23 protein-coding genes are annotated in these 25,193 nt (G+C 59.1%); 12 read left to right on the plus strand and 11 right to left on the minus strand.

Annotated features, from left to right (window positions below; genetic code table 11):
• Positions 1-1,146: membrane dipeptidase (locus HKN06_00040; GenBank protein NNF59694.1), on the plus strand; the 1,146-nt coding region annotated here is incomplete at its 5' end.
• A gap of 28 nt (positions 1,147-1,174) precedes the next feature.
• Here the strand turns inward: HKN06_00040 and HKN06_00045 are convergent.
• The gene (locus HKN06_00045) at positions 1,175-1,828 is read right to left on the minus strand and encodes a carboxylesterase (GenBank protein ID NNF59695.1); all 654 of its coding nucleotides are present in this window, start codon (positions 1,826-1,828) and stop codon (positions 1,175-1,177) included.
• Between the two features lie 147 nt (positions 1,829-1,975).
• Here HKN06_00045 and HKN06_00050 point away from each other — a divergent pair, with 147 nt between their 5' ends.
• From HKN06_00050 to polA, 5 genes are read left to right on the plus strand one after another with little or no spacing between them, the layout of a single operon-like run.
• On the plus strand, positions 1,976-2,971 hold the full coding sequence (locus tag HKN06_00050) for a hypothetical protein (protein ID NNF59696.1): 996 nt from the start codon (positions 1,976-1,978) through the stop codon (positions 2,969-2,971).
• A 56-nt stretch (positions 2,972-3,027) separates the two neighbouring features.
• On the plus strand, positions 3,028-3,396 hold the full coding sequence (locus HKN06_00055) for a hotdog fold thioesterase (protein NNF59697.1): 369 nt from the start codon (positions 3,028-3,030) through the stop codon (positions 3,394-3,396).
• A 39-nt stretch (positions 3,397-3,435) separates the two neighbouring features.
• Positions 3,436-3,573 carry a hypothetical protein gene (locus HKN06_00060; GenBank protein NNF59698.1) on the plus strand — a complete coding sequence of 46 codons (138 nt, stop codon included), beginning with the start codon at positions 3,436-3,438 and terminating at the stop codon, positions 3,571-3,573.
• Positions 3,539-4,822 (plus strand): diaminopimelate decarboxylase, encoded by a 1,284-nt coding sequence (lysA, locus tag HKN06_00065; GenBank protein ID NNF59699.1) that lies wholly within the window; start codon positions 3,539-3,541, stop codon positions 4,820-4,822. Before HKN06_00060 ends, lysA begins: the two co-directional genes overlap by 35 nt.
• The gene (gene polA, locus HKN06_00070) at positions 4,815-7,538 is read left to right on the plus strand and encodes a DNA polymerase I (GenBank protein NNF59700.1); all 2,724 of its coding nucleotides are present in this window, start codon (positions 4,815-4,817) and stop codon (positions 7,536-7,538) included. Before lysA ends, polA begins: the two co-directional genes overlap by 8 nt.
• A 474-nt stretch (positions 7,539-8,012) precedes the next feature.
• Here polA and HKN06_00075 read toward each other — a convergent pair whose 3' ends face one another.
• Positions 8,013-8,624, minus strand: coding sequence for a YihA family ribosome biogenesis GTP-binding protein (locus HKN06_00075; protein ID NNF59701.1), 612 nt, complete (start codon positions 8,622-8,624; stop codon positions 8,013-8,015).
• 106 nt (positions 8,625-8,730) lie between these two features.
• Between HKN06_00075 and HKN06_00080 the strand changes: the two genes are divergently transcribed.
• Positions 8,731-9,333, plus strand: coding sequence for a cytochrome c4 (locus tag HKN06_00080; protein ID NNF59702.1), 603 nt, complete (start codon positions 8,731-8,733; stop codon positions 9,331-9,333).
• A gap of 91 nt (positions 9,334-9,424) precedes the next feature.
• Positions 9,425-10,234 (plus strand): thioredoxin domain-containing protein, encoded by an 810-nt coding sequence (locus HKN06_00085; protein NNF59703.1) that lies wholly within the window; start codon positions 9,425-9,427, stop codon positions 10,232-10,234.
• A gap of 28 nt (positions 10,235-10,262) precedes the next feature.
• Here the strand turns inward: HKN06_00085 and HKN06_00090 are convergent, their stop codons facing one another.
• Complete coding sequence (locus tag HKN06_00090) at positions 10,263-11,561, minus strand: L,D-transpeptidase family protein (protein NNF59704.1); 1,299 nt, start codon at positions 11,559-11,561, stop codon at positions 10,263-10,265.
• The gene (locus tag HKN06_00095) at positions 11,562-12,638 is read right to left on the minus strand and encodes a tetratricopeptide repeat protein (GenBank protein ID NNF59705.1); all 1,077 of its coding nucleotides are present in this window, start codon (positions 12,636-12,638) and stop codon (positions 11,562-11,564) included.
• 106 nt (positions 12,639-12,744) lie between these two features.
• Here HKN06_00095 and HKN06_00100 point away from each other — a divergent pair, with 106 nt between their 5' ends.
• Together HKN06_00100 and HKN06_00105 are read left to right on the plus strand one after the other, a co-directional pair.
• Entirely contained in the window at positions 12,745-13,296 is a 552-nt protein-coding gene (locus tag HKN06_00100) for a rhomboid family intramembrane serine protease (protein NNF59706.1), read from the plus strand.
• Positions 13,297-13,354: 58 nt separating this feature from the next.
• The gene (locus tag HKN06_00105) at positions 13,355-15,136 is read left to right on the plus strand and encodes an acyl-CoA dehydrogenase (protein ID NNF59707.1); all 1,782 of its coding nucleotides are present in this window, start codon (positions 13,355-13,357) and stop codon (positions 15,134-15,136) included.
• 96 nt (positions 15,137-15,232) lie between these two features.
• Here HKN06_00105 and HKN06_00110 read toward each other — a convergent pair whose 3' ends face one another.
• Positions 15,233-15,913: a VPLPA-CTERM sorting domain-containing protein gene (locus HKN06_00110; GenBank protein NNF59708.1), complete on the minus strand. Its 681-nt coding sequence runs from the start codon at positions 15,911-15,913 to the stop codon at positions 15,233-15,235.
• A gap of 191 nt (positions 15,914-16,104) precedes the next feature.
• Between HKN06_00110 and HKN06_00115 the strand changes: the two genes are divergently transcribed.
• Positions 16,105-16,803 (plus strand): SDR family oxidoreductase, encoded by a 699-nt coding sequence (locus HKN06_00115; GenBank protein NNF59709.1) that lies wholly within the window; start codon positions 16,105-16,107, stop codon positions 16,801-16,803.
• 20 nt (positions 16,804-16,823) lie between these two features.
• Here HKN06_00115 and HKN06_00120 read toward each other — a convergent pair whose 3' ends face one another.
• Positions 16,824-17,531, minus strand: coding sequence for a pirin family protein (locus HKN06_00120; protein NNF59710.1), 708 nt, complete (start codon positions 17,529-17,531; stop codon positions 16,824-16,826).
• 70 nt (positions 17,532-17,601) lie between these two features.
• On the opposite strand from HKN06_00120, the gene HKN06_00125 reads away from it, so the two are divergent.
• Complete coding sequence (locus HKN06_00125; GenBank protein NNF59711.1) at positions 17,602-18,945, plus strand: tetratricopeptide repeat protein; 1,344 nt, start codon at positions 17,602-17,604, stop codon at positions 18,943-18,945.
• A gap of 31 nt (positions 18,946-18,976) precedes the next feature.
• Here HKN06_00125 and HKN06_00130 read toward each other — a convergent pair whose 3' ends face one another.
• The 5 genes from HKN06_00130 to HKN06_00150 all read right to left on the minus strand — a co-directional run bounded on the left by HKN06_00130 (position 18,977) and on the right by HKN06_00150 (position 25,080).
• A complete protein-coding gene (locus tag HKN06_00130) occupies positions 18,977-19,420 on the minus strand; it encodes a hypothetical protein (protein NNF59712.1) in 444 nt (147 codons plus the stop codon).
• Between the two features lie 81 nt (positions 19,421-19,501).
• Positions 19,502-20,068: a response regulator transcription factor gene (locus HKN06_00135; protein ID NNF59713.1), complete on the minus strand. Its 567-nt coding sequence runs from the start codon at positions 20,066-20,068 to the stop codon at positions 19,502-19,504.
• A 61-nt stretch (positions 20,069-20,129) separates the two neighbouring features.
• Positions 20,130-21,119, minus strand: coding sequence for a hypothetical protein (locus HKN06_00140; protein NNF59714.1), 990 nt, complete (start codon positions 21,117-21,119; stop codon positions 20,130-20,132).
• A gap of 35 nt (positions 21,120-21,154) precedes the next feature.
• Entirely contained in the window at positions 21,155-21,535 is a 381-nt protein-coding gene (locus HKN06_00145) for a response regulator (protein ID NNF59715.1), read from the minus strand.
• Between the two features lie 11 nt (positions 21,536-21,546).
• A complete protein-coding gene (locus HKN06_00150) occupies positions 21,547-25,080 on the minus strand; it encodes a response regulator (GenBank protein ID NNF59716.1) in 3,534 nt (1,177 codons plus the stop codon).
• Positions 25,081-25,193 lie beyond the last annotated feature (113 nt).

Raw genomic sequence — 25,193 nt, forward strand, 5'->3', positions numbered from 1 at the left:
GCTGCCCCCTATGCAAAGCACCAGCCGGAAGCGCAGGCGCTGGCGCAACAACTGATGATCATCGATACCCATATTGATGTGCCTTACCGGCTGCAGAGCGAATACGAGGATGTAACCCAGGCCACGCAGAAAGGCGACTTTGATTATCCGCGTGCAATGCGTGGCGGGCTCAACGTTCCGTTCATGTCGATCTACATACCGGCACGCTACGAACGCGAGGGGGGCGCCAGGGACCTGGCCGATACACTGATTGACCTGGTTGCAGAGCTCGAGCGACGCGCACCAGACAGGTTTTCCGTAGTGGTCAGCACGGATGAGCTCGAAGGATTAATGCAGCGAGGGCTTATAGGCCTGGCGATGGGCATGGAAAACGGATCGGCGATCGAAGGTGACCTTGAGAACCTGCGTCATTTTTATAACCGTGGTATCCGCTACATCACATTGACGCATTCAAAGTCCAACCACATCGCCGACTCATCGTATGACGAGCAACGTTTGTGGGACGGGCTCAGTCCGTTTGGTCAGCAACTGGTCAAGGCAATGAATGATACCGGCATGATGATCGATGTATCTCATGTCTCCGACGAAGCGTTTTACGATGTAGTTGGCCTTACGGCTACACCGGTAATCGCCAGCCACTCGTCGGTGCGTGCATTCACGCCAGGATGGGAACGCAACATGGATGACGACATGATTCGCGCGCTGGCCGACAACGGTGGCGTTATCCAGATTAACTTTGGCTCCACTTTTATCAACAAGCGTTCGCACGCATGGAGCATGGACCGTCAGGCCAAACGTAAAGCTTACCTGGAAAAGCACGGGTACGAGGCCGGCGGGCCAGAGGCCGATGAATTCAACAAACGCTACAGCGAGAAAAAGCCCTATCCCTTCGCGGATCTGGATGATGTGCTCGATAACATCGATCATGTCGTGGAACTCGTGGGTATCGACCACGTTGGCATAGGCTCAGACTACGACGGCGTTGGTGACAGCCTGCCGACCGGGCTGAAAGACGTTTCTTCCTATCCCAACCTCATCGCCGGCCTGATCGATCGCGGTTACAGCGAGGAAGAAATCCGGAAAATACTCTCGGGCAACCTGCTGCGTGTGTGGCAGCAAGTGGAGAACTACGCGGCGACGCACTAGTCGTCGGGAAAGAGAGCCCCGGCGGGCGTCAGCTGTGACCGCCGGACACCCGCTGCAGGAAGGCGGCAACATCGTGAATTTCCTGCGGGCAGACCGCATGGGCCATTACGTACTGATGCCATTCAATGTTATGCCCCTGCTCCCTGAGATGGTCGCGTGAAGCTTCACCACCGCTGATCGGAACTACTGGATCGGCCAGGCCATGACCCATGAGAATCGGGGTTTCCCGGTTTGCCGGTGAAGCCAGATCACGCATCGGCAGCCACGTTGACAACCCGATGATGCCGGCGAGCTGCTCCGGGTAGGTTAGCCCGACGTAAAGCGCCATCACTCCGCCCTGAGAAAACCCGGCGAGCACAATCCTGCTGCAATCGATGCCACGGTCATTCTCGCGCTTTATCAGTGTGGCTATATTTGCTGCGCTTTCATCCATTCCGGCGATATCGGGCGGAGTGTCACGCGTCAGGTCCAAAATATCGAACCACGCCCGCATGCGGAAACCGTTGTTAAGGGTGACCGGACGAACCGGCGCATGAGGAAACACAAAACGTGTATCGGCTATGCCCAGTTCGGGCACAATCGGCACGAAGTCATTGCCGTCTGCTCCCAGCCCATGCAGCCAGATAACTGCATTATCCGGTTGCTCCGAGGTTTCAATTTCAATTGTCTCGAGGTCCGTCATGGTGGGTCCGGTTCCGGGGCGGCGCGCGATTGTAGCATCTGGTGTCATTTGGACCGGATACTGGCCCCGGCTTCAGTGGTTACCTACAATTCCGAGGCGCACGTTGTTATCGTGATCCAGCCCCCACCAAAGCGACAAAATACATTCATGAAATACTTCCTGGACCTCGCCGGCTTCAACGAAAGGCAAATTTCCGGTTTGCTTGCACTGGCAACCCGGCTGGACAAACAGCGCGATTCGACCGCGCTGGCCGGCCGCGTTGTGACACTACTGCTGATGGATCGATCCTTCCACACGGTGTCGAGCTTCCAGGCCGCAATGAGTCGGCTCGGCGGGCAATGCATAGTGCTGGAGCCGCAGGACGGGCTGGAGACCGAAGCCGAGACACCAATGACACTGCGCCGGCATCACGCTCATGAAGTACTGCAGACGCTCGGCAGCTATAGCGACGCTATCGGTATTCGCGCGCATGGCCCCTGTAACGACCTCAAAGCAGATCTGAACGAAGACCTCTTTCGCCGGTTTGCGGCATCCTGTCCGACACCGCTGATCAACCTGGGGTCGGCCATACACCATCCCTGCCAGGGCCTTGCCGACCGCAAGACCATGGACGATCTGGAAATTCCCGGCCGCGGCGGCCGCTTCGTGCTCACCTGGACTTATGACACTGAACCGAGACCGCTGGCAGCGGCGGCAACTGCGCTGCATGTTGCGGCGTCTCGCGGTATGCGAATCAGTGTTCATACACCACCGGGTTACCGGCTGCCATCGCCTCTGGTGCAAAAAACTCGCGCGGTAGCGACAGAAACCGGCGGTTCGGTTATCGAAACTGACGATCGAGAAGCCGCCACGGAAGCTGCTCACGTTGTATACGGAGCATCCTGGGCTACCACGGACAGCTATGGCGATGCTGCTGCGGATGCTGAACTACGCACCGGACTCAGCGACTGGCGTGTCGACGAACGCTGGTTCAACAACGCCCAGGAAACATGCCAATACATGAACACGTTGCCGGTGCGGCGCGAGGTCTCCGTAACTGCCGATGTGCTGGAGGGTCCACGCAGCGCAGTGGTTCTGCAGGCATCAAACCGTGTGCCCGTACAGATGGCCATCCTCCATCGCATGATTACGGGCCGCAAGTGAGTATCTGGTTTCAGCAGCAGCCGCTCGCCGGAGACGCTACCGGCAGGCTGGGCCCAATGGCCGAGCATCTCGGCATCCTTATCACTGAGATTGGCGACGACTATATACAGGCGACAATGCCGGTCGATGACCGGACCAGGCAGCCGATGGGGCTGCTGCACGGCGGCGCTTCGGTGGTGTTGGCCGAAACTCTTGGCAGTGTTGCAGCCAACCTGGCAGTCGATCCTGCTCGCTTCGCCTGCGTCGGTCTGGAAATCAACGCCAATCACGTACGCGCGGTGCATCGTGGTCAGGTTACCGGAAACGCCCGGCCGGTCCATATCGGTCGCAGTACCCAGGTGTGGCAAATCGAAATCCATGACGATGAAAACCGGCTGGTATGCCTGTCGCGCATCACGCTTTCCGTACTGGATCGGAGTTCCTGAGGGCGTGCTAAGCTGCTGTCCGGAACGGGGGATAATCCAATGCATTGCTTTGTAGTGTTGCTGGTTGCACTGCTGGCTCTACAAGGTTGCGGTCAAACCGGCGACCTGTACTGGCCCGAACAAGAGCAGGTCGAGATCGATGATGAAGAAAGCAGCCAGTCCGAACAGCTCGACTGAAGCATTCCGGTTCCGCAATGGCTCCCTGCATGCCGACGGCATCGACCTGACCGAAATAGCACGTCTTTATGGCACTCCCGGCTACGTCTACTGCCGACGGGCCATAGTAAGCAGGTTCAGGCAATTCACTGCCGCGTTCGGCGACAGTCGGCATATGATCTGTTACGCGGTTAAAGCCAATCCGGCTACGGCAATCATCAGTACCCTCGCCAGGGCGGGTGCCGGCTTTGATATTGTTTCCGGGGGCGAGCTGGCGCGCGTGCTCGAAGGTGGCGGATCTGCCGATCGCGTCGTCTTTTCCGGCGTCGGCAAGATGGATGAAGAAATTGAAGCTGCTCTTGATGCCGGCATACGCTCCTTCAATATCGAGTCGCCGGCAGAATTGCAGCGTTTGAATCAGCTTGCCCTGCGTCGGGGAGCAGTAGCCCCCGTCGCCTTGCGAGTAAACCCGGACGTAACGGCATCGACTCATCCGCATATTTCAACCGGCGGCAGCAACCACAAATTTGGCATTACCCAGCAGCAGGTGGCCGGCCTCGCCGCGCAGATGCAGGCAATGAGAGGAGTCGCGCTAAAGGGACTCGCGATGCATATCGGTTCACAGATCGAGCAACTGGGCCCGCTTATCGCGGCAGCTGGCCGGCTATGCTGGCTGGTCGACGAACTACGCGAAACCGGAATCAGCCTTGACCATGTCGACCTTGGTGGCGGTCTGGGTATCGGACCCGCGGCGCCGGCCATCGGCGATTATGTATCCGCCCTGACCGAGGTGTTCAGGCAACACCCTGATCTGGAAATAGTGATTGAGCCGGGCCGCTCCATGGTAGCGCGTGCGGGTGTTCTGCTTACTCGCGTGGTTCGCATCAAGCACAATGAAGTAAAAAGTTTTGCGGTAGTCGATGCGGGCATGAACGACCTGCTCAGACCTGCCCTGTACCAGGCTCATCACGATATTATCAATGTCGAGACTAACGGCGCACCGCCCAGCGGTACGTACGACATCGTTGGCCCGGTGTGCGAAACCGGCGACACGCTTGGCAGCTGGCGTCGGCTGGCTATTCGAGAGGGTAGTCTGCTGGCCATCATGGATGCTGGCGCTTACGGCGCCGCGATGAGTTCGCACTACAACAGCAGACCACGCTGCACTGAAGTAATGATTGACGACAACATTGCCCGGCTGACGCGACAGCGGGAAACATTGGCCGACCTGGGGCGACAGGAAAAATTCATGACCACCGCCGATGAGTGAGCAAGAGCAGGAGCGGCCGTTTGTCCTGGTCGACGGGTCGTCGTACCTGTACCGGGCCTTTCACGCCTTACCCCCACTAACCAGCAATTCCGGGGAACCAACCGGCGCTATCCTCGGTGTCACCAACATGCTGCTGAAGTTGTTGCGTGAATACGACCCGACTCAGGTTGCCGTTGTATTTGACGCGAAGGGCAAAACATTTCGCGACGAGATCTATTCAGAATACAAGGCGCACCGACCGCCAATGCCCGACGAGCTGCGCTCGCAGCTGAAGCCGTTGATGCAAATCGTCGAATCCATGGGGCTTCCGCTACTGCAAATTGAAGGAGTAGAGGCCGACGACGTCATCGGCACGCTGGCCGTGCAGGCACATGAGGCCGGCACAAAGACGCTGGTATCGACCATCGACAAGGACATGGCCCAGTTTGTTGCCCGCGGCATCACGCTGATCGATACGATGTTTGACCGCGTAATGGACCGCGATCGTGTCAAGGAGAAGTTCGGCGTTGAACCGGCCCAGATCGTCGACTACCTGGCTCTGGTGGGCGACAAGTCAGACAACATACCGGGCGTCCCGGGCGTTGGCCCAAAAACTGCTGCGGCCCTGCTCGGTCATTTCGCAAATATTGACGAGATCTACTCCAACATCGACGAAGTGGCTGACGTCGAAGTGCGGGGCGCCGGCAAACTCGGCGCCAGGCTGGAAAAGCACAAAGAGGACGCCCTGCTGTCGCAAAAACTGGCGACGATCGTCACTGATCTGGAATTGGCGGTTAAGCCGGCCGATCTTGTACGGGCTGAGCCCGACTACGACACGTTACGCGAAATTTATTCCCGGCTCGATCTGAACTCGCTGCTGCGACAACTACCTGACGACGACGAGACCGAGCCGGTTGAGGAACGCACTGCCGGCGATTACGAAACGGTGTTCACTGCTACGGCATTGAACAAGATGATCACAGCGTTGAAAAAAGCTGACCTTTTCGTTATCGATACCGAAACCACCAGTCTCAATTATATGGATGCCGAGGTTGTTGGCCTTTCCTTCTGCACCGAACCGGGCAAGGCCTGGTATGTCCCGGTGGCACATGATTATCCCGGCGCTCCCGATCAGCTGGCGCGCGACATGGTGCTGGATAAACTAAAGCCGCTGCTCGAGGACGAAAAGCGCGACAAACTCGGCCATCATCTCAAGTACGATGCCCATGTATTGAGGAACTACGACATCGAACTGCGTGGCATGCGCTACGACTCGATGCTCGAGTCCTATGTACTCAACAGCACCGCCAGTCGCCACGACATGGACTCTCTGGCAGCGCGTTACCTGGAACGCAAAACCATCAAGTACGAGGAAGTAGCAGGCAAGGGCGCCAAGCAGCTGAGCTTTAACCAGGTAGCGCTGGAGCAGGCTGCACCCTACGCCGCCGAAGATGCCGACATTACGCTGCAGCTGCATCGCAGGATCTGGCCACGCCTGCGTGCTGTACCACCGCTGGAAAAACTGTATCGCCAGATCGAGCAGCCGCTGGTCAGCGTGCTGCAGTCGATGGAGTACACCGGCGTACTGATTGACTCGGCAATGCTTGCCGAAATGAGCGAAGAATTTCGCGAGCGCATGGCAATAATAGAGGAAAAGGCCCACGAGGAGGCCGGCAGCCCGTTCAACCTGGAGTCGCCGAAGCAGCTGCAGGAAGTGCTGTTCGAGCGTCTCGGCCTGCCCATCCTGCGGCGCACTCCAAAAAAGCAGCCGTCGACGGCCGAAGACGTCCTGCAGGAACTGGCAGAGGATTACCCTTTGCCCGGGCTGATCCTGGAGTATCGCAGCCTGAGCAAACTGCGTTCTACATACACCGAAAAGCTGCCGTTGCAGATCAACGGGCGCACCGGCCGGGTACACACCTCGTACCACCAGGCGGTCGCCGCGACCGGACGCCTGTCTTCTTCCGACCCGAACCTGCAGAACATTCCTATCCGTACGCCGGAAGGACGTCGCATACGCCAGGCATTCATACCGCCAAAAGGCACCGTATTGCTGGCGGCGGACTATTCGCAGATCGAATTGCGGATTATGGCGCACCTGTCCGGTGATGAGGGGTTGCTGACCGCATTCGCCGAAGATCGTGATGTGCACCAGGCAACTGCTGCGGAGGTATTTGAAGTTGCACCTTCAAAGGTATCCGCTGATCAGCGGCGCGCTGCCAAGGCCATCAACTTTGGCCTGATATATGGCATGTCTGCCTTCGGGCTGGCACGACAGCTGGGAATTGCCAGACGCGAAGCGCAGCAGTATGTCGATCTGTATTTCGACCGTTATCCAGGGGTCCGTCGCTATATGGACCAGACCCGGGAACTGGCTCGGGAACAGGGTTACGTCGAGACCGTGTTCGGCCGGCGCCTGTATCTTAACGACATCCAGTCACGTAATGCCGGTCGACGGCAGTATGCGGAGCGCAGCGCAATCAATGCGCCGATGCAGGGAACGGCGGCAGATATCATCAAGCGCGCAATGATCTCCGTGCACCAGTGGCTGCAATCGCATGGTGCCGGCGCACGACTGATCATGCAGGTGCATGACGAGCTGGTTCTCGAGGTGCCTGAGAAGAACATCAGCGAAGTAACCGACAACGTCGTGCGACTGATGGCCGACGCAGCCGAGCTGCAGGTGCCGCTGAAGGTCGATACCGGTTCCGGAGCGAACTGGGACGAAGCCCACTAGCGTTGATGCCACGAATGCAGTTGAAGGAGACATCGCCAAAGGCGATGCAGCTCAACTGCTGCTTTCCGGGCTACTTCGGGAGATGCTGACAACAACGGCTGCAGCTTGTGTCCCGGCCGCAGCGTGCCGACATCACCTTCGACCTGTGTTTACCCTCGGCAAGGACTGCCGGGCAACGTACCGACCTCCCGCCGGGCTGTGCTCAAGCTCGGTGGGAAGGGCAGTGCGGCTGTGGGGGATCCTTGATTTTGCCCTTCCTGTAATGTTTCGCTCGGTAAACTATCGAGAAAACAACAGGTTATAGTCTCGCTGCAGTGCGGAACTTTCTTCTGGACCCGGCCTCAAACATAGGGAGCGCCATCAACGACGCTCGCCCGCTACCCTCCCTGAGCGGGCAAGCTGCCCGGCCACCCCATGTCGGGCAACAAGCTGCCCCGGTGCGTTCCCCTACGTTGGCACCGGGGCTCTTTTTTTTCAGCCTCCGGCAAGGCCCAGCATGGTTGCCAGCTCCAGCCGTGCCTCGTCAACGCCCTGGCGGGTCTGGGCGGAAAAAAGCTGCACGGTTGCCGCATCACCGATGTCCCGGCGCACGCCAAGCAACGAACTGGCGGCCTTGCCGCGCTTGAGCTTGTCAGCCTTGGTGAGCAGCACATGCGCCGGGCACTCCCGGCTGATCGCCCAATCGAGCATCTGGGTGTCGTAATCAGTGAGGGGCCGGCGCACATCCATGATGACGAAAAGCCCGGCCAGGCTGCGCCGGGTGGCGAAATAGGATTCCATAAGCACGCGCCAGTGACGCTGCATCTTCTCCGGCACTTTGGCATAACCGTAGCCTGGCAGGTCAACGAGTCGCCGGTCGGCGTCGACGTCAAAGAAATTGATCAGCTGGGTGCGACCGGGTGTCTTGCTGATGCGGGCCAGCTGCCGCTGGCCGGCAATCACGTTGATTGCGCTGGATTTGCCGGCATTGGAGCGCCCGGCAAAGGCCACTTCCAGACCCTCATCCGGCACAAAATCCGCCACTTCCCAGGCGCTGCTGATGAAGCTGGATTGCTGGAACGGGTTGGGCTGCCGGGATTCGGTCATGCGAGCGGTCATCGGGCGATAAGCTGCCCGGATGGTGTAGAATTCGGCGGGTTTGAAACGCGGGCCGGCAGTCTAGCACAGGCCCCGTTAACCTGAAGGAGTTCGCATGATCAGGAAAGCTGGAATTCTCATGGCGGCAATGTGCCTGTCGCTGCCGGTTTGGGCCGACGGTGACCCCGATGCCGGCAAGGCCAGGTCGGCAACCTGCACTGCCTGCCATGGTGCCGACGGCAACAGCATCAATCCTGAATGGCCCAACCTGGCCCAGCAGCATGCCAGCTATCTCGTAGTACAGCTGGAGGCGTACAAGACGGGTGACCGGTCCAACGCCCTGATGACCCCGATGGCAATGGGGCTCGATGAGCAGGCCCGGCAGGACCTGGCCGCCTACTACGCCGCCCGGGAGCTGAAGGGCGGCACAACCGACCCGGCAAAGCTCAACGCGGGCCGGAAAATCTGGCGCGGTGGCAACCCGGCAACCGGCGTCAGCGCGTGTGCAGCCTGTCATGGTCCCAACGGGCACGGCAATCCGGGCGCAAAGATGCCTCGTCTTGCCGGACAGCACGCCAAATACCTTGCCGACCAGCTGCGTCTGTACGCATCGGGCGAGCGCAAGACCGACAAGGACCAGATGATGCGTAATATCGCAGCGGCCATGACAGACGCTGAAATCGAAGCAGTCTCGTCCTATGCGCAGGGTTTGCGTTAGGCCGGACTGTAAAAGACGGTGGCAGCCGATTGAACTGAAGCCGCCCGCGGATTACTAATATCTCTCAAGACCCAGATTCACCGGAGTGATTATGAAAAGTTTCGTCGGCCTGTTACTGGCTGTTTGCATCACCCTCCCGGCCTGCAGCGCCGAGAACAGTTCAACCACCTCTCCGGTGGCTGCATCACCCGAGCCGGCCGCAGCGGTGACCACACCTGAGCCTGCGGGTCAGCCGGTATTGGCTCAAGTTACCGAGCCCGTGGCTCCGGCAGCGACGCCACAGGCCGAGCCATCAGCGGCGGCCTCCATGCCGGTTACAGCGCCGGCGCCGCGGCCTGACATCGTAGCCGGCCGTCATTACCGCGTGCTGACCCCGGCGCAACCGACCAGCAGCTCACCCGACAAGGTGGAGGTTGCCGAAGTGTTCATGTACAGCTGCCCGCACTGCATGAGCTTCGAACCATTCATACAAAACTACCTCGCTGAAAAGCCGGCATACGTCAGCTTTGTGCGCATACCGGCCAGTTTTAACAAGATGGCCCGCGTACACAGCAAGGCATACTACGCAGCGGAAACGCTTGGCGTGCTGGAAGACGTGCACGCGGACTTCTTTACCGAGTTCCACAACAAGCGCAATCGCCTGGACAGCGAAGAAGAAATAATCACGTTTTTCGCCAGGCACGGCGTCGACAAGGACGCAGCGACTAAGGCCTTTGGTTCTTTTGCTGTTGACACAAAACTTCGCCAGGCGGACAACCTCGGGCGGCGCTATGGAATCGACAGTGTCCCCGCGCTGGTAATTAACGGCAAATACGTAACATCCGGATCGATGACCGGCAGCATTTCAAAGCTGCGTGAAGTTGTTGATTACCTGACTGCCAAGGAAGCCGCCGCACTCTGACCGTTGCGGCCGGCTTTGTTTGCCGGTATCAGATAGAGACGTTCTCTTCGGAAACAATCCGCCAGCTGTCGCCCTCAAGGCGCCAGTACTGCCGTTTTCGTGAGTTACTGCTGAAGCGATCACTTTCGTATTGCTGGCTGAAGCTGACCACCATCATGTCCTGCTCGTGCGGATGGCCAAATACGCTGATGTCTTCGAGTGCGACGCGGATATAGCGCTTGTTGCGCGTCACGTTGGCCTTGTAGGCATCCCATGCTTTCTTGTCCATACCGCGGCCATGGAATGCCTGCGAATAATGACCCAGGTAGTGTTCGACCCTGCCGCTCTCCCAGTCGTTTCGCCACTGCTCCACCTGCGACATGATGTCCCGCCGGCGTTGCTCCATGGCATCAGAGGCAATCCAGCTGACCTGCTCGGCGATCAGAACCGGAGTTGAGCCAGCCTCAAGCAACGGCGCTACCTGTTCCAGCTCTGCATTGGTCAGCGCAACACAACCATCGCTGTCCAGCGGCGGCCGGCTGTATGTCGAGCTGGCAACACCGTGCAACCATATGCCTCCACCGGTGCGGCCGTGGCGCACGTCCCACTCATTCGGGTAATCGACGGGGAATGCGACTGGCCCGTACTTGTCAGGCAGCGTGTTGCCGGGCAACCGGTCAACCACAAAATAGACGCCAACCGGCGTCCTGCGATCGCCCTGCCGTTGCTTGTGTGCGCCATTCTTACCGCCCGACACGTAGTAGTCGCCGCGCAGTCGCGGCACGCCATCGCTGTTCTCAAAAACAAACAGGCGTGAAGCTGCCAGGTCAACAACCAGCGCGTTTTTCTGTGACTCACTCAACCGCACCAACGGCTGTGGGACGCGATCGGGACGTTTTGAAGTCCGGTAATGTTTCCAGCGTTGCCGCGCCTCATCCATCAGCAGGGATACCGAGGCATCCGGCATGTCTTTAGACTGGAACGACAACGGCACGCCCGCCCTGCTGGCCAGCAGGTCGCCGTAAACCAGATGCGCCAGGCGAAAGTTCGGTTTTGCGTCGATCAGTGATTGTGCTTCAGCGATCGCCGCATCAACTTCGCCACGGCGAAACGTATCGATGACATTGATCAGCTGCTGCTCCGGCTCAGGATGCGGCACGCTGACGGAAACCATGGGGCTGACGGAACCGGCAGTCGCTACAGCAGCGCTGCTGGCTACTGCCGCAGAACTTGCGACTTTCAGTTCAGTAACGCCGCCCGCCGATGGTGCGTGCGCAGCTGCTGCCACCAAAACAGCGGCTGCCGCGACCAACGCCGGCAGGAAAACTCTTTTGTTGCGCAGCGCCATCTAGAGTGCCTCGGAGACCTCGCGCTCGATCTGCCAGCCGGCGGTTCCGCGACGCATGGTCAACGTCTTGGTTACGCGATCCTGGTAGGTATTCGAACGATAGCCCTGGACAAACTTTGCACGCGCACGATCGGCCCCGAGCATTTCCACTTCCAGATTGTCGACGCTGATTTCGATAAAGCTGGGTGCCGACAGCCGGTCACGCCGGTACGCTACCCAGCTGGCGCGCGGGGCACCGTTGGGGGGACGAAAAGATGGAGCGTAGGCAGCGATGTAGCCATCCACATTCTGATTCGACCAGGCACTGGCCCAGCCCTGAATCGCGTTACGTATATCGTCGGCCGCCGATGACACTGGCGCCGGAGCAGGTTGTGGTGCCGGCTGTGGCGCAGGTTGCGGTGTAACCATGGCAACAGTGGCTGGTTCGGGCTCCGGTTCGGGCTGCGCAACGGCCGGTATGGTTACCGGTATAGGCTCACTCTGAATGATATCGGACTCAGGTTGCACGGCTTGCGGTATCGACTGTGGCGGAGGAGCAGCACTTGCCACCTGCGTCGCAGCCGGTTCGGCAAATGAGCGGGGCGCGGAGAACAAACCGTTAACGGCAGAAAGTTTCAAACGCGCCGAGTTATTGGAACGATCTTCTTCCAACGCACGGTCATAAGCGATGCCAGCCATTTTGGCGTAAAGGTCGCCCAGGTTTTCATGCGCTGTCGAATAGCTTGGATGTGTCTGGATCGCAGCCATCAGCGAATCACGCGCTTTTTCGAATTCACCCTGTTCGGCAAAAAGCACCGCCAGGTTGTTGTATGGCTCCGGCAGTTCCGGGTAATCGTGCGTCAGACCGGCGAACACTTCTATCGCCTGTTGCGTACGCCCCATGTCGGCAAAAATTATTCCCTGCAGAAACCTGGTCTCGGCGTCGTCCGGCGATTGCGCCAGCACCCGGTCAACTTCTGCCAGCGCCTCACCGGCGCGGCCCTGCTCGAAAAGTGATTGCGCGCGGGCCAGATCTGCCTGAGCCGCGGGCATGATCAGCATCGAAATCAAAAGAATTAAAAGTTTATGGATTTGCATGACTTGTGCTACTGATATCGTTTCTGGAACAGAGGCTTAAGCTTGTATAGCTTATCAGGAAAGAGGGCCGGATGGGACTTCCCCGCAACACCGGGAAGCCGCCATAATGCGACCCATGTCGCGCTTCCGCCCTTTGGCAGCCCTGCTGCTGCTGTTGTGGCTCATTGAGCTGGTTAACTTCATTCTCGGGCACCGCCTCAATACTTTTGGCCTGCTGCCAAGGCACCTGGCTGGCTTGCCCGGCATCCTGCTGGCGCCCCTGCTGCACGGCAGCTTTACCCATCTGATTTCCAACAGCGGCGGATTGCTGGCGCTCGGTGGCCTGGTTGCTTTGCGTGGTGAGCGTCACTTTGTAACCAGCACTGTGGCAATCGCAGTATTGGGCGGCATCTTGCTGTGGGTATTCGGGCGCACCGCCCTGCACGTTGGCGCCAGCGGTCTCGTATTCGGTTACTTCGGGCTGCTGCTGGGGCGGGCCTGGTTCGAGCGCAGCGCAGGAACCCTGCTGATTGGCGCACTCGTTATCGCTGTGTATGGCGGACTACTGTGGGGACTGTTGCCGCTGCAGGCTTTTGTTTCCTGGGATGGACACCTTGCCGGGCTGCTTGCCGGTGTTGCGGTCGCCCGATGGCATGTCAGTGCCGGGGGCAGGCAATAGACCCGGCGAGACTCCTTTATTACCATGCCCTCTCTCTACTGAACCTGACGGACTCCCTATGACCGTATACCACGCCCCGACGCGCGACATGCGCTTTTGCATCGAACAACTGGCCGACCTGGACGGCATCGGCAAGTTACCCGGCATGGAGGCGGCGGAACCAGACGTAATTGAGTCGGTCCTCGAAGAAGCAGGCCGGCTGGCAACAGAAGTTCTGGCACCGCTCAATGCTGAAGGCGACCGGAACGGTGCACGCATTGAAGGTGACGATGTCCACGAGACACCAGGATTTGCCGCCGCCTACCAGCAGTTTGTTGAGAGCGGCTGGAACAGTGCACCGTTCAGCGCCGATCATGGCGGTGGTGGGCTGCCAAACGTGGTGTCCTTTGCCGTCGGTGAGATCTGGCAGGCGGCCAACATGGCGTTTTCGCTCTGCCCGATGCTGTCACAGGCGGCCGTCGAGGCGCTGCTGGCGCACGGCAGCAAGGAACTGCAGGAAAAATATCTGCCGAAAATGATCAGCGGCGAGTGGACCGGCACCATGGACCTGACCGAGCCGCAGGCCGGCTCGGACCTTGCCGCAGTTGCCTGCAAGGCAGTGCCGCAGGACGACCACTACCTGATCACCGGCCAGAAGATCTTTATCACCTGGGGCGACCACCAGATGACAGACAACATCATTCACATGGTGCTGGCGCGCCTGCCGGATGCACCGGCCGGGGTAAAGGGTATTTCACTGTTCCTGGTTCCCAAATTCATGGTGAACGACGACGGTAGTCCGGGCGCCCGAAATGACATGCGGCCGGTGTCAATCGAGCACAAGATCGGGATCCACGGCAGCCCGACCTGCGTGGTGAGCTTTGGTGACAACGGGGGCGCGGTTGGCTACCTGGTTGGCGAAAGGCACAACGGCCTGGCATGCATGTTCACGATGATGAACCTGGCGCGACTCCATGTCGGTATTGAAGGCGTCGGCATCGCAGATCGTGCCTATCAGCGCGCTGCGCGCTACGCCAAAGAACGGGTTCAGGGTGGTGCGCCCGGAGAAGAGGGTCGCGTAACCATCATTCACCATCCGGATGTGCGTCGTATGCTCATGACGATGAAATCACAGATAGAGGCGATGCGTGCCTTTTGCACCTGCGCCGGCGATGCGATGGACTTTGCCCTGCATAGCACCGATACCGACGAAAAGGCGCAAAACCAGTCGCGACTCGACCTGCTCGTTCCGGCGGTCAAGGGCTGGTGCACCGAAACCGCGCAGGAGATTGTGTCACTCGCCGTGCAGGTCCATGGCGGTATGGGCTTTGTCGAGGAAACTGGCGCGGCGCAGCACTTCCGCGATGCGCGGATTGCCACTATCTACGAAGGAACTACCGGTATTCAGGCCAGCGACCTGGTGGGCCGCAAGATCCTGCGCGATGAAGGACGCGCCATGACCGCGCTGATTGGCGATATTCGCCAGACCATCCTTGAGCTGGCTGACGACGACGAACTTGATGAAATCGAACGCAATCTGCGTATCGCAGTTGACACACTGGAAGCCGCCACCGCGTTTCTTATCGAACGTCAGCGTGATGACGTACACACAGCAGGATCAGTATCGTTCAACATGCTGATGCTTGCCGGCGTTACCGCGGCAGGCTGGCAAATGGCGCGGGCAGCGCTGGTTTCGCGACGACACCTGGCAGCCCGGGCACAGGACGCTGGTTTTTACGAAGCAAAGATCATCACGACAAAGTTTTTTGCCCAGCAGATCCTGCCCCGCTCCCGTGCTTACGGTGAAGCCATCCTGGCCGGCAGCGACAACATCATGGTGCTTGCTGAGGACAGATTCTAGAAAAACGAAAACCCCGTCCCTGCGCTGCAGGAACGGGGTCGCCTCTCCCCCAACTGGCTTGTTCTTTTTGTGACTCGCCAGTGTTCGCGACAGAACTCAGCTATGCCTGCGAAAGACCCCGAGGCCGGCTAGTGCTGTGAGCAGCAGCGGCAGGGCAGCAGGAACCGGTACGACACGTGGCTGGAAAGCGATATTGTCGATCGCACCCGAACCACCCATGTTTATTACGATGGTTTTGACCTGTGACACCCCAAAGAAAACCTGGGACCACATGTTGTCGCCGCCGGTATCAGGCACAAAGAAAGAAACCGGAATCAGGACATCTTCGTCGTCGTACAACTGGATCGCACTACCGGCATGGGATTCAACGCCTTCGACATCAAAGAAATCGATGCTCTCCAGCAGCACGCCTTCGTCGAAGCTGATAATCAGCTGCCCCGCAGGCCGTGACCCTTCATCATCCGGTGTTGCGCAGGTAAATTGATCGCAATTGTCATTTTCCTGAATGATAAGAAGATTACCGGGCGACGCGCTGCCAAGCACCGGATTTGAGAACGGCGCGCCGAGATCGCTGTCCCCGCCAGTCGGATTGCGTGAATCAAAAACCACAGCCAGGTCAGGCCCGCCACCCAGGTTAACCGCGGCAATGCTGACGCCCAGCGCAGCATATTCTGTATCCATGATCGTACCGGCATCGAAGTTTTCGAAATCCAGCACTGTGGCATTTGTCGAACCAAAAACCAGCAGCAAGGCTACCGTCGATAAAAGCTGTTTCATTTCATGTCCTGTTTTATGTAATCCGCCCGAAATTTTCCTCACGGGCACAATGCAGATATGGAGCAAGATTCGCGCCAACTCGCCTTTTTGCGTTTGGTCAATCACTTGAGACTGGCGCTGAAACGCAAGCGTAAACTCTACCGACGCCTTGCGGGGCTATACTGCACATAAGCAGTAAAGGAAACTGAGTTATGCCAAATAACATTGTTATCACCGGAGCAAACCGCGGTATTGGGCTGCGCCTGGCACAGACTTACGTCGACGATGGACAACGCGTCTACGCGGCGTGCCGCAGTCCTGAAACTGCCACGGAACTGGCATCACTGGCCGAGGCATCCGGTGGCAGTCTGAGTCTGCACCCGCTCGATGTAAGCAGCGAGACCCAAATCAGCGCGTTTGCCGCAGTTTTAAAAGGTACGCCGGTGGATGTGCTGATCAACAACGCCGGGGTTTATGCGCACAAGGGACTGGAGTTCGGTCAACTCGATGCCGCAGACTGGTTGCGATGCATGCACGTCAATACCGTTGCGCCCGTTATGGTGACTCAGGCGTTGATCGACAACATTGCGGCCGGCAAGCGCAAACTCGTTGCAACAATTACCAGCAAGATGGGCAGTATCGCCGACAATACATCTGGCGGCTCGTATGCCTATCGTTCGTCAAAGACCGCATTGAATTCAGCGATGAGGTCGCTGGCCATCGATCTGCACGACCGCGGTATCAGCGTCTTCGTACTGCACCCCGGGTGGGTTCGCACTGATATGGGCGGGCCGCGGGGGCTGATTACGGTCGACGAATCAGTGAGCCAGCTGCGCCGCATTATCGATCAGGCCGGGATGGCTCAAAGCGGCAAGTTTTTTGATCGGGATGGCTCTGAGATTCCGTGGTGAACCGACATGCGAGCAGGCAGCTAGGGCATATCGAAAAGAAGGAACTCGGCCTCCTCGCGGGCCTCGATGCGCAGCGATTTGTCCTCGTCGCCAAAAACAGCGGCGGCGTCGCCGGGACCCAGCACGATACCGTTGACTACCAGTACGCCGCGTGCACTTTGCACCCAGACACGGCGCTGGGGCTTGCGTAAATGTACGACCGGATCGCTCCTGCGCAGCACCGCTGCATAAACCTGGGCGTCAGCCGAAACCCTCAGGGAACCGTCGCGGCCATCAGGTGATGCCAGCAGACACAGCTTGTCCAGCTTGGCATCGTCGGAAAAATAACTTTGCCCGTATGCGACTTTGCTCTTGCTCCGCCCGTCGGGACGCAACCAGGCCTGCACGACATGCAGCTGCTCCGAGCGTGACGCATTAGCTTCGCTGTGTGTGATACCGGAGCCGGCTGAAACCAGCTGCACTTCGCCGCCAAGCAACAGCTGGCGATTGCCCGAGCTGTCGTGATACTCAAGAATGCCATCCACGATGTAGGTCAGTATTTCGACCTCGCGGTGTGAATGCGTATCGAAAACTATTCCCGGATCGATTGCCTGCTCGTCTATACCCTGCAGGCATGAAAAACCATCCTGCTCAGTCGACTGCCTCTCCGGGATGCAGAAACTGCTGGACATACCATGCGCGATCCGCATCGATCGGTCGCGTTCGCTGCGTATGTGAACGTTAATCATCTGTGCCTGCAATTCTATACCGCCACGGTAGCGGCTGCGTGAATGTTATCCTGCGGACAGGACTGACAGAATGACCGACTCTTCATCAAATAAAGACGCTTATCGCCGCGGCCGCGCGCTGCAGCATGCTGGCAGGCTCACCGAAGCCGCCGCGTGCTATCGCGAAGCACTGTCGCAAAGGCCTGATGACCATCGTGCCTTGTACCAGCTCGGCATGCTCGCACACCGGGCGGGCAATATCAGGGCGGCAGAATCACTACTGCGCTCGGCAATCAGTTTTGCCGGCAACGAGCCCGATTATCCGGTGGCCCTCGGACAGTTACTGGAGCAAACCGGACGACCAAAAGAGGCCATCGAGGTATTCCGCGCTGCCGTGAGCGCCGATCCCACGCACTTCGCCGCATTGCTGCACCTGGCGACACTGCAGCAGAAAATTGGCGACACGGTAGCTGCCCTGGGCAACTACGAGTTGGCAATCGAGCTGGATGGCGATCACCTTGCATTGCTGGTCAGCATTGCACGACTGTTGAATGACATGGGGGATAGCGAGCGGGCCGCCCGACTCAGTACGCATGCGATCACATTGAAACCGGACCTTGCGCCGGCGCATACCAACCTCGGTGTCGCGCTGGCAGCTGCAAGTAAACATGGGGCGGCCGTCGAAGCATTCAAACGCAGCCTTACGCTACAGCCACACCAGCCAGACGTCTATGCCCGACTCGGGTCGTCACTGGCAGCCGCTGGCAACCATGACCGCGCCCGGCATGCCTTCGAAAATTGCCTGCGGCGGGAACCGGGACACATTGAAGCCCTCTCCGCCATGGCCGGACTGCTTGCACAGATTGACGAACAGCCGCCAGCGTCTGCCATTATCGACTTCAGCATGGTCAGCACGGCGACGCTGACAGCTCCGCCAGGCACGTCGCAGGACAATTTTCTTCATGAGTTAAGCCGCTCGGCAGCAGACTCTGACGACGTGAGCCTGCTGCCGGCCCGTGATGCGGCTGTCGCTCACCTGGTGACCGTGCTGCGTCAGCACATCAGCCAATACATTGCCGCACGGCCACAAAGCTGGCAGCCGTTGCCATCCCTGGGCGACCTGTGGCCGGCGCCGCTGGCCTGGCGTCTCGCCCTGCATACCGCGGATGTCTCCGGGCAACCGCCGCGGCATGCTGCAAGCTGGCTTAGCGGGCTGGTGTACCCGGGACCAGAAAATGGTTCTGTCGAGCATGGATTAAGCGTGGCCTTCGGCCAGCCTGGGGAGAACACTGGTTCGACCGACTGGCACCGAATGCAGCCCGGCGAGATTCTTCTGTTTCCTTCTTTCTTTCGCTATCAGATCGAAGCGACAGGGGCGTGCGTCACCATGATAAAAATTGATGTCATTGCGCGCGCGGATCCACCCGCGGGTTAGCGGCAGAGGCGGTCAGTTGGTGGTTGCCCGATCAGCCGACTACAGACTCCGGTTTGTGCAGCCACACCGCCGCATCGTCGAGGGTGTCAAACACCGACCACGAATAGCCGCGGTTACGTGCGCACTCGACCAGGAAATGGCACCCGCCCTGATTACCGGTTACAAAAGCAACCTGCTTCGAACGCAGGTCATCGAGCGTTTCCAGTTCGATTGCCAGTATGAAGGCATCAATTTCGCTCAGCATGCGCTCCGTTCTCGCCAGGTCCACCACGACAGGGCTGGCAGAGCGACTGATCTCCTGCAGGAGTTCATGCCAATAGCGCAGCTCACCGGGGTCATCACCGGTGTCTGGTGCTATCAGGGTAAATGCTGTTGTGCTTTCCAGATCCTTGGTCCTCGCCAGGGCGGTCGAGGCAATCGCAGAAAAAGGGCCGGCATCCTTGCCGGAACCCCGTTGACCGCGGTTGAAATCCATCTCAGCCTACTTCAGTAAAGCAGCTGGCCTGACATTTTTGTATTAGCAAGATCACCTAGGCAATGTTGCCTAGTACGCCTGCTAGTCATCGTGGGTAATTTTGCTGCGTGCCGCGAGGCTGGCCAGCTCTGCTACCGATCGGGCACCGGTCTTTTCCATTATGCGTGCCCGGTGATGATCGACGGTACGGTTGCTGATTCCAAGGTCTTTCGCCACCTCCTTGCTGGTGGCGGCTCCGGCAATCATGGCCTTCATGACATCCAGTTCACGTGGCGTCAGGCGCTGGAATCGGCTGCGGTCTTCCTCTTGCCGTTGACGCGCCTCGCGCGCCCCGGCGTCTGCCGCGAAAGCCTCGTTTATCCTCTGCAGCAGCGCCTCGAGACGAAACGGCTTTTCCATGAAATCCAGCGCTCCGGCCTTTATCGCCCTGACGGAATTCGGGATATCGCCCTGGCCGGTTATAAAAATGATCGGCAGCGTGATTCCTCTTTGCGACAGCTCCTGCTGCAACTGCAAGCCATCCATTTCCGGCATGCTCAGATCGAGTAACAGGCAGCCCGGCCGGTCGGGGTCAACTTCAGCCAGGAATTGGGCGGCCGACTCAAACGTGGCTACCGACAGCTTACGCCTTGTCAATGCGCTGCTCATCGACTGGCGTATTGCCGGGTCATCGTCGACTATGAAAACCGTCTGTTGCCGTGCGTCCAGGTTACTGCTCCCTGACCTGCGCCGGCAGGCGAACGCAAAAACAACCCTTGCCACCGGCACAACATTGACCGCTCACTTCCAGCCGGCCGCCGTGGGCCGCAATTACCCTCCTGCAGATCGCAAACTCCAGTCCTGCCCAGCTCGCATGCCGGTCTTTCAGCGGGCTGAATCGCTGCGCGTCAGTATCCAGCTGCAGGCCGGCACCGGTGATACTGATACACACTTCACCAGCGCTTTGTTCGGTCGCAATTTCTATTGAACCATGTTCGCTCTGTGCCAAACTGGCTGCGTTGCCCATCAGGCTGATCAAAGCCTGCACGATCAGGCCTGCATTGACCTCGACCGGTGGTAACCCGGCGGCAAGCCGGGAACTGATGTCTTTCGGCCCGCTGTGCGCGACAAACCCCCGGACAGCATCCTGCACCAGCATGTTTGGCCAGGCAGCTACTGTCGCCCCTATGTCGAATACAAACAATTGCCGCAGCCGGGTGACAACGTTGCTGGCGCGAAATGCCTGAGCAGTGGCGCGCTGCAGCTCCGCAAGCAACTCTGGGTCGGCGTTTCCCGCATCCTCCGCTGCCGCCGCAGCGGCTTCGCAGTGCAGCGTTACCGCTGCGAGGGGCTGGTTGAGCTCATGCGCCAGTGAATTATTGATTTCACCAAGCGCCAGGTTCTTCCATGCACGCGTCAGGTCGCGTTCTGCCGGCACTGACGGGCTATCGCGCAAAACCAGCAACTGCCAGCTCTCGTGGCCCAGCTGAATTTGTCGGGCAACAACATCGATGGCAAGAAGCTTGCCCCCGTTGCGCACCAGGGCAACACCATCGTCAGCGGAAATCCCCAAACGGCTCGTGTCAGCACCAACCAGCTCTTCTCCGGCAAACATTGTGCGAGCGCGACGGTTTGAATGCATCACCACACCTGCCGGATTAACAATCAGCGTGGCATCGGGCGCTGACTCGAAAAATTCAGCCGGCAGCGGGTCAGTCAACCTGCTTGCAGTACCTGCGGTCTCGAGATTTTTTGTCAATTCTGATCGCCGTCGTTATTAACTGCTGTTCCCACCATCTGCGCGAGAGTTTTTATCTTGAAAGGCTTGTAGATGAAGTTCCGGCCTGCCTCCAGCTCCATCGTTGCCGTCATGGACGGTTGCATATAACCGGACATAAAAATGGTTTTCGGCATCGGCTCGATTGCCGCCATCATGTCTATGCCGTTACCGTCGTTCAGACTGACATCAGTGATGACAAGGTCGAATACATCAGACGCCAGCAGCTTTTTAGCCTGCGTTACACAATTTGCCTCGACTACCTCATAACCTTGTCGCTGCAGCTGGCGTGATACCAGCGACCTTACTTCTTTGTAGTCATCAACTATCAGTAACCGGTAGCCATTACTTGTCGACACGTTTAGTTCCGTTATGCCAGGCGCATGTAGCGCTGTTCACTTCTCTGGTCCAGTACATCCCTCACTACGCGCAACAACACTGATGGCTTGAAGGGCTTTTGCAGAAAGACTGTATCCTGCGAGCTTACTTCAAGCTGGTTGCCAGGATAACCGGAGATAAACAGTACTGCTGCCTGCGGATGAATCTTTCTGAGCTGATCGGCCAGCTCTTGCCCGCTGAGCTGTGGCAGCATCATATCGGTGATCAGCAGATCGACTGGCCGGTTGTGGCGCAACTGCCTCATCAGCGCAGTTGGCTGTGCTGCGGCAGTCACGTGGTAGCCGCGCCCGCGTAGCGAATTGACCAGCATTGATCGAATCCCATCGTCGTCCTCGCAAACAAGGATACTCTCACCGCCGTCCAGGTCCCCCGTGCATGGCTCCGGGGGCCGGCCCTGGCGGCTTGCGCTCCCCGCGGTAACCGGCAGCAACACGCGGAACCGCGCTCCCTGCAGTGGCGTACTGTCCACGCGCACGTGACCGCCAGACTGCGTCACAATCCCGTGCACCGATGCGAGACCCAGGCCGGTACCGTGGCCATGCTGCTTGGTGGTGAAAAACGGGTCGAATACCCGTGCCAGCACGTCCGGATCAATTCCATAGCCGCTGTCGCTAACATCGATTTCCACGTAATGCCCTGCACTAACGCTGGATGTGGGCCAGGCGAGCTCTGCGCTGACGCTCCTGGTACGAGTAGCGATAGTTATCGTACCGCCCTCGGGCATCGCATCACGAGCATTAAGAACCAGGTTCATGACGACCTGCTCCAGCTGACTCGGGTCGACCATAATTACCGGTAAGTCTCGCTGCGGCAGCCAGTGCAAGTGTACGTTCTCCGGCAACAGCTGCTCCAGCATCGGCTGCAGCTGCCCGATAACATCATTGGCATCAACCTGACGCGGCAACAACACCTGCTGACGGCTGAACGCCAGCAGCTGACGCGTTAGAGCTGCCGCGCGTTCACTACAGTCGACGATACCGTCGAGGTGCACATCGACTTCGGCGGCATCTGACGGAAGACCGTCCCTGGCCTGCTCGGCATGGCCAAGCACGGCCGTCAGCACATTGTTGAAATCGTGTGCGATACCGCCAGCCAGACGGCCAATCGATTCCATACGCGAAGACTCCATCAGGCTGCTCTCCATCAGCGCCCGTTCGCGTTCCGCCTTTTTGCGATTGTCGATTTCCCTCTGCAACTCTTGCGAGTGACGCTCGATGTTGATGACACGGCGGCGGTGCAGACCGAAAAACAACATAACAACAGCCGCGACGGCGCCCACCCTGAACCAGAGCGTCTGGTAATAACGAGCGGCCACGGCGATCGGCAGCGGAGCGCTGGCGCCTGCCCAGACACCATCTCCGCTGACTGCCGCAACTTCGAATTGATAATTGCCGGGTGGGACCTTGGTAAAAAATGCTGTGCGCTGGCTGCCTGCATCAATCCACTCATCCTGGTAGCCCGTCAGCCGGTACCTGAAGCGGACCAGCTCGGGTTGCCGCAGCCAGATACCGGTGTAGTCGACGGTGATCCGCTGAACCCCGGCCGGAACGCGAATCATCGACTGCGGCGCCAGCGCCCGGCCATCGAGCAACACGCGCTCGATGTGAACCACCGGCGGTGTCGCATCAGGCAGGTACTGCCGGGGATCCGCGACAACAAGCCCGCGCACCGTCGGAAACCACATGCGGCCTTGCCCGTCGACGGCAGCTGCCGGCCCGTTTGTCTCCGGGCTGCCAAGCAGGCGCGCGCGAATCTCTGGTTCATCCGGCCCGACCTCCGCCAAGGGGATAATTATTACCCCACTATTCGAATTGACCCATAGACGGCGGCTGGCGTCCTCGACTATTCCCCCCAGCGACAATTCCGCCAGCCCGTGAGTCTTGCCGATTTGCTGCAATTGCCCGTTGCGAAGACGGACAAGCCCGTTGCCGTAGGTCGACAGCCACATCGTGCCGCTGGAATCTTCATGCAACGAACGCAACTCGGCACGCAGCGCCGGGTTGCCCTGGCCGACCAGTTCCCAGACTACCGCGGCGCCCTGCCCTGACAGGCGACCGAGCGCACCATCGGTAAAAAACCAGATACTGCCATCACTCGCTTCCAGTTGAGGCAACACCTTGCCGGAAATTCCGGGCGCCGACCGGGTAAGAAAATTTTCATCCACAAACTGGTGGATATTGCCGATTCCACCAAACCAGATCGTCCCGTCTGCAGCTTCCACCAGGCCGCCGGCGACATCGACGCTGTAGCTGTCGGTAGCAAAGCCCGAAGTTAAGGAACCACGCACACGGAATAGTTCGCCGTCACGATGCAGCCACAGGTAGCCTGCACGAGTAACGCCCAGCAAGCTGGCACCGGTTGGCACAGCCCACCCGCTGACTTCACTCGGGTCAGAAAAAACTCCATCAGCGCCATGCAGCAACCACCCTTCCTGCCCCTGCACCCAGACACCGCCACGCGGGTCGCTGGCAAGGTGCAGCACGCTGCCATGCTGCAGGCCGCGTGGGTCTTCATACTGCGCGAATGCCACGCGGTTGATACGTACCAGGCCGAATGAATTAGTGCCCGCCCAGACATTACCGGCGCGATCGCGATAAAGAGCTGTAACACCGCTTTGCAGCGACTCGTCATCGTGCGGCAGCTCAACTTTGCTGGCACTGACGCGACCCGATTCGACGGTCAAGCGCAGCAAACCGGACGCGATACCGGCCAGCACAGTGCCGTCTTCATCCAGGGCCGCCGAGTACACCGCCTCATCGAGCGCGTGCGCCGCGATCAGCTTGTCGCCCTCAAGATAAGATATGCCGTGGCGCGAAATTAACCACAGCCGGCCAGCCAGGTCACTCACCAGTCCGCGCGCATGCCGCGCAGCGTCGCTGTCATTGACCAGCACGAAACGGTCACCGTCTTTTTTAAGCAGGCCGCGCGCAGTGGCAGCCCATAGTGTGCCGTCTGCTGTCACCAGCAGGTCGCCCACCTCGGTCCCGGGCAACCAGGCCGGCTCGGTGACCGGTTCAAACACTTCGCGGTTGCCCTCGGCGACCAGCCGGGACAGGCCGTGCCCGGCGGCCCAGATATGACCCTCGGCATCCTCGGCGAAATCCTGGATATCCAGCTGCGGCGTGCCGGACTTGTCAAAAGCTTTAAAGCCAGTCGCATTCCTGCGCACCACACCGCCCTCTACGGTGCCGATCCACAGGTTTCGGTTCGAGTCTTCCAGCAATGAAACGAGCTTGTTGGTGCCAAGCTCGGGCACATCCTCCAGCACGTAATTTTCAAAGCGCACACCGTCGAAGCGCGCCAGCCCGCCATATGTAGTCAGCCACAAATAGCCGTCACTGGCCTCGATTACATCGGTAACGGTTTGCTGCACCAGGCCGTCACGTACGACCCAACGCTGGTGATTGATATGGTCTGATGCCGCCGGAACGAGGGCAGCTGGAGCGGCCGGAGCGGGCGCAGCCCATAGAACCACAGAGATGGCCAGCCAGCGAAGGTTTTCCATGCGCGCTCGCGTCCTACTTGCTGGCAATAGCATGCCACAGCCCTCTCTGAGCGTCGATCAGGACCATTCGTTTGCAGCAGACTGTGATGGCGCTCCCGTCCGGCGCTGCGCGA

The sequence above is a fragment of the Gammaproteobacteria bacterium genome, from assembly GCA_013003425.1.
GTDB lineage: Bacteria > Pseudomonadota > Gammaproteobacteria > Steroidobacterales > JABDKV01 > JABDJB01.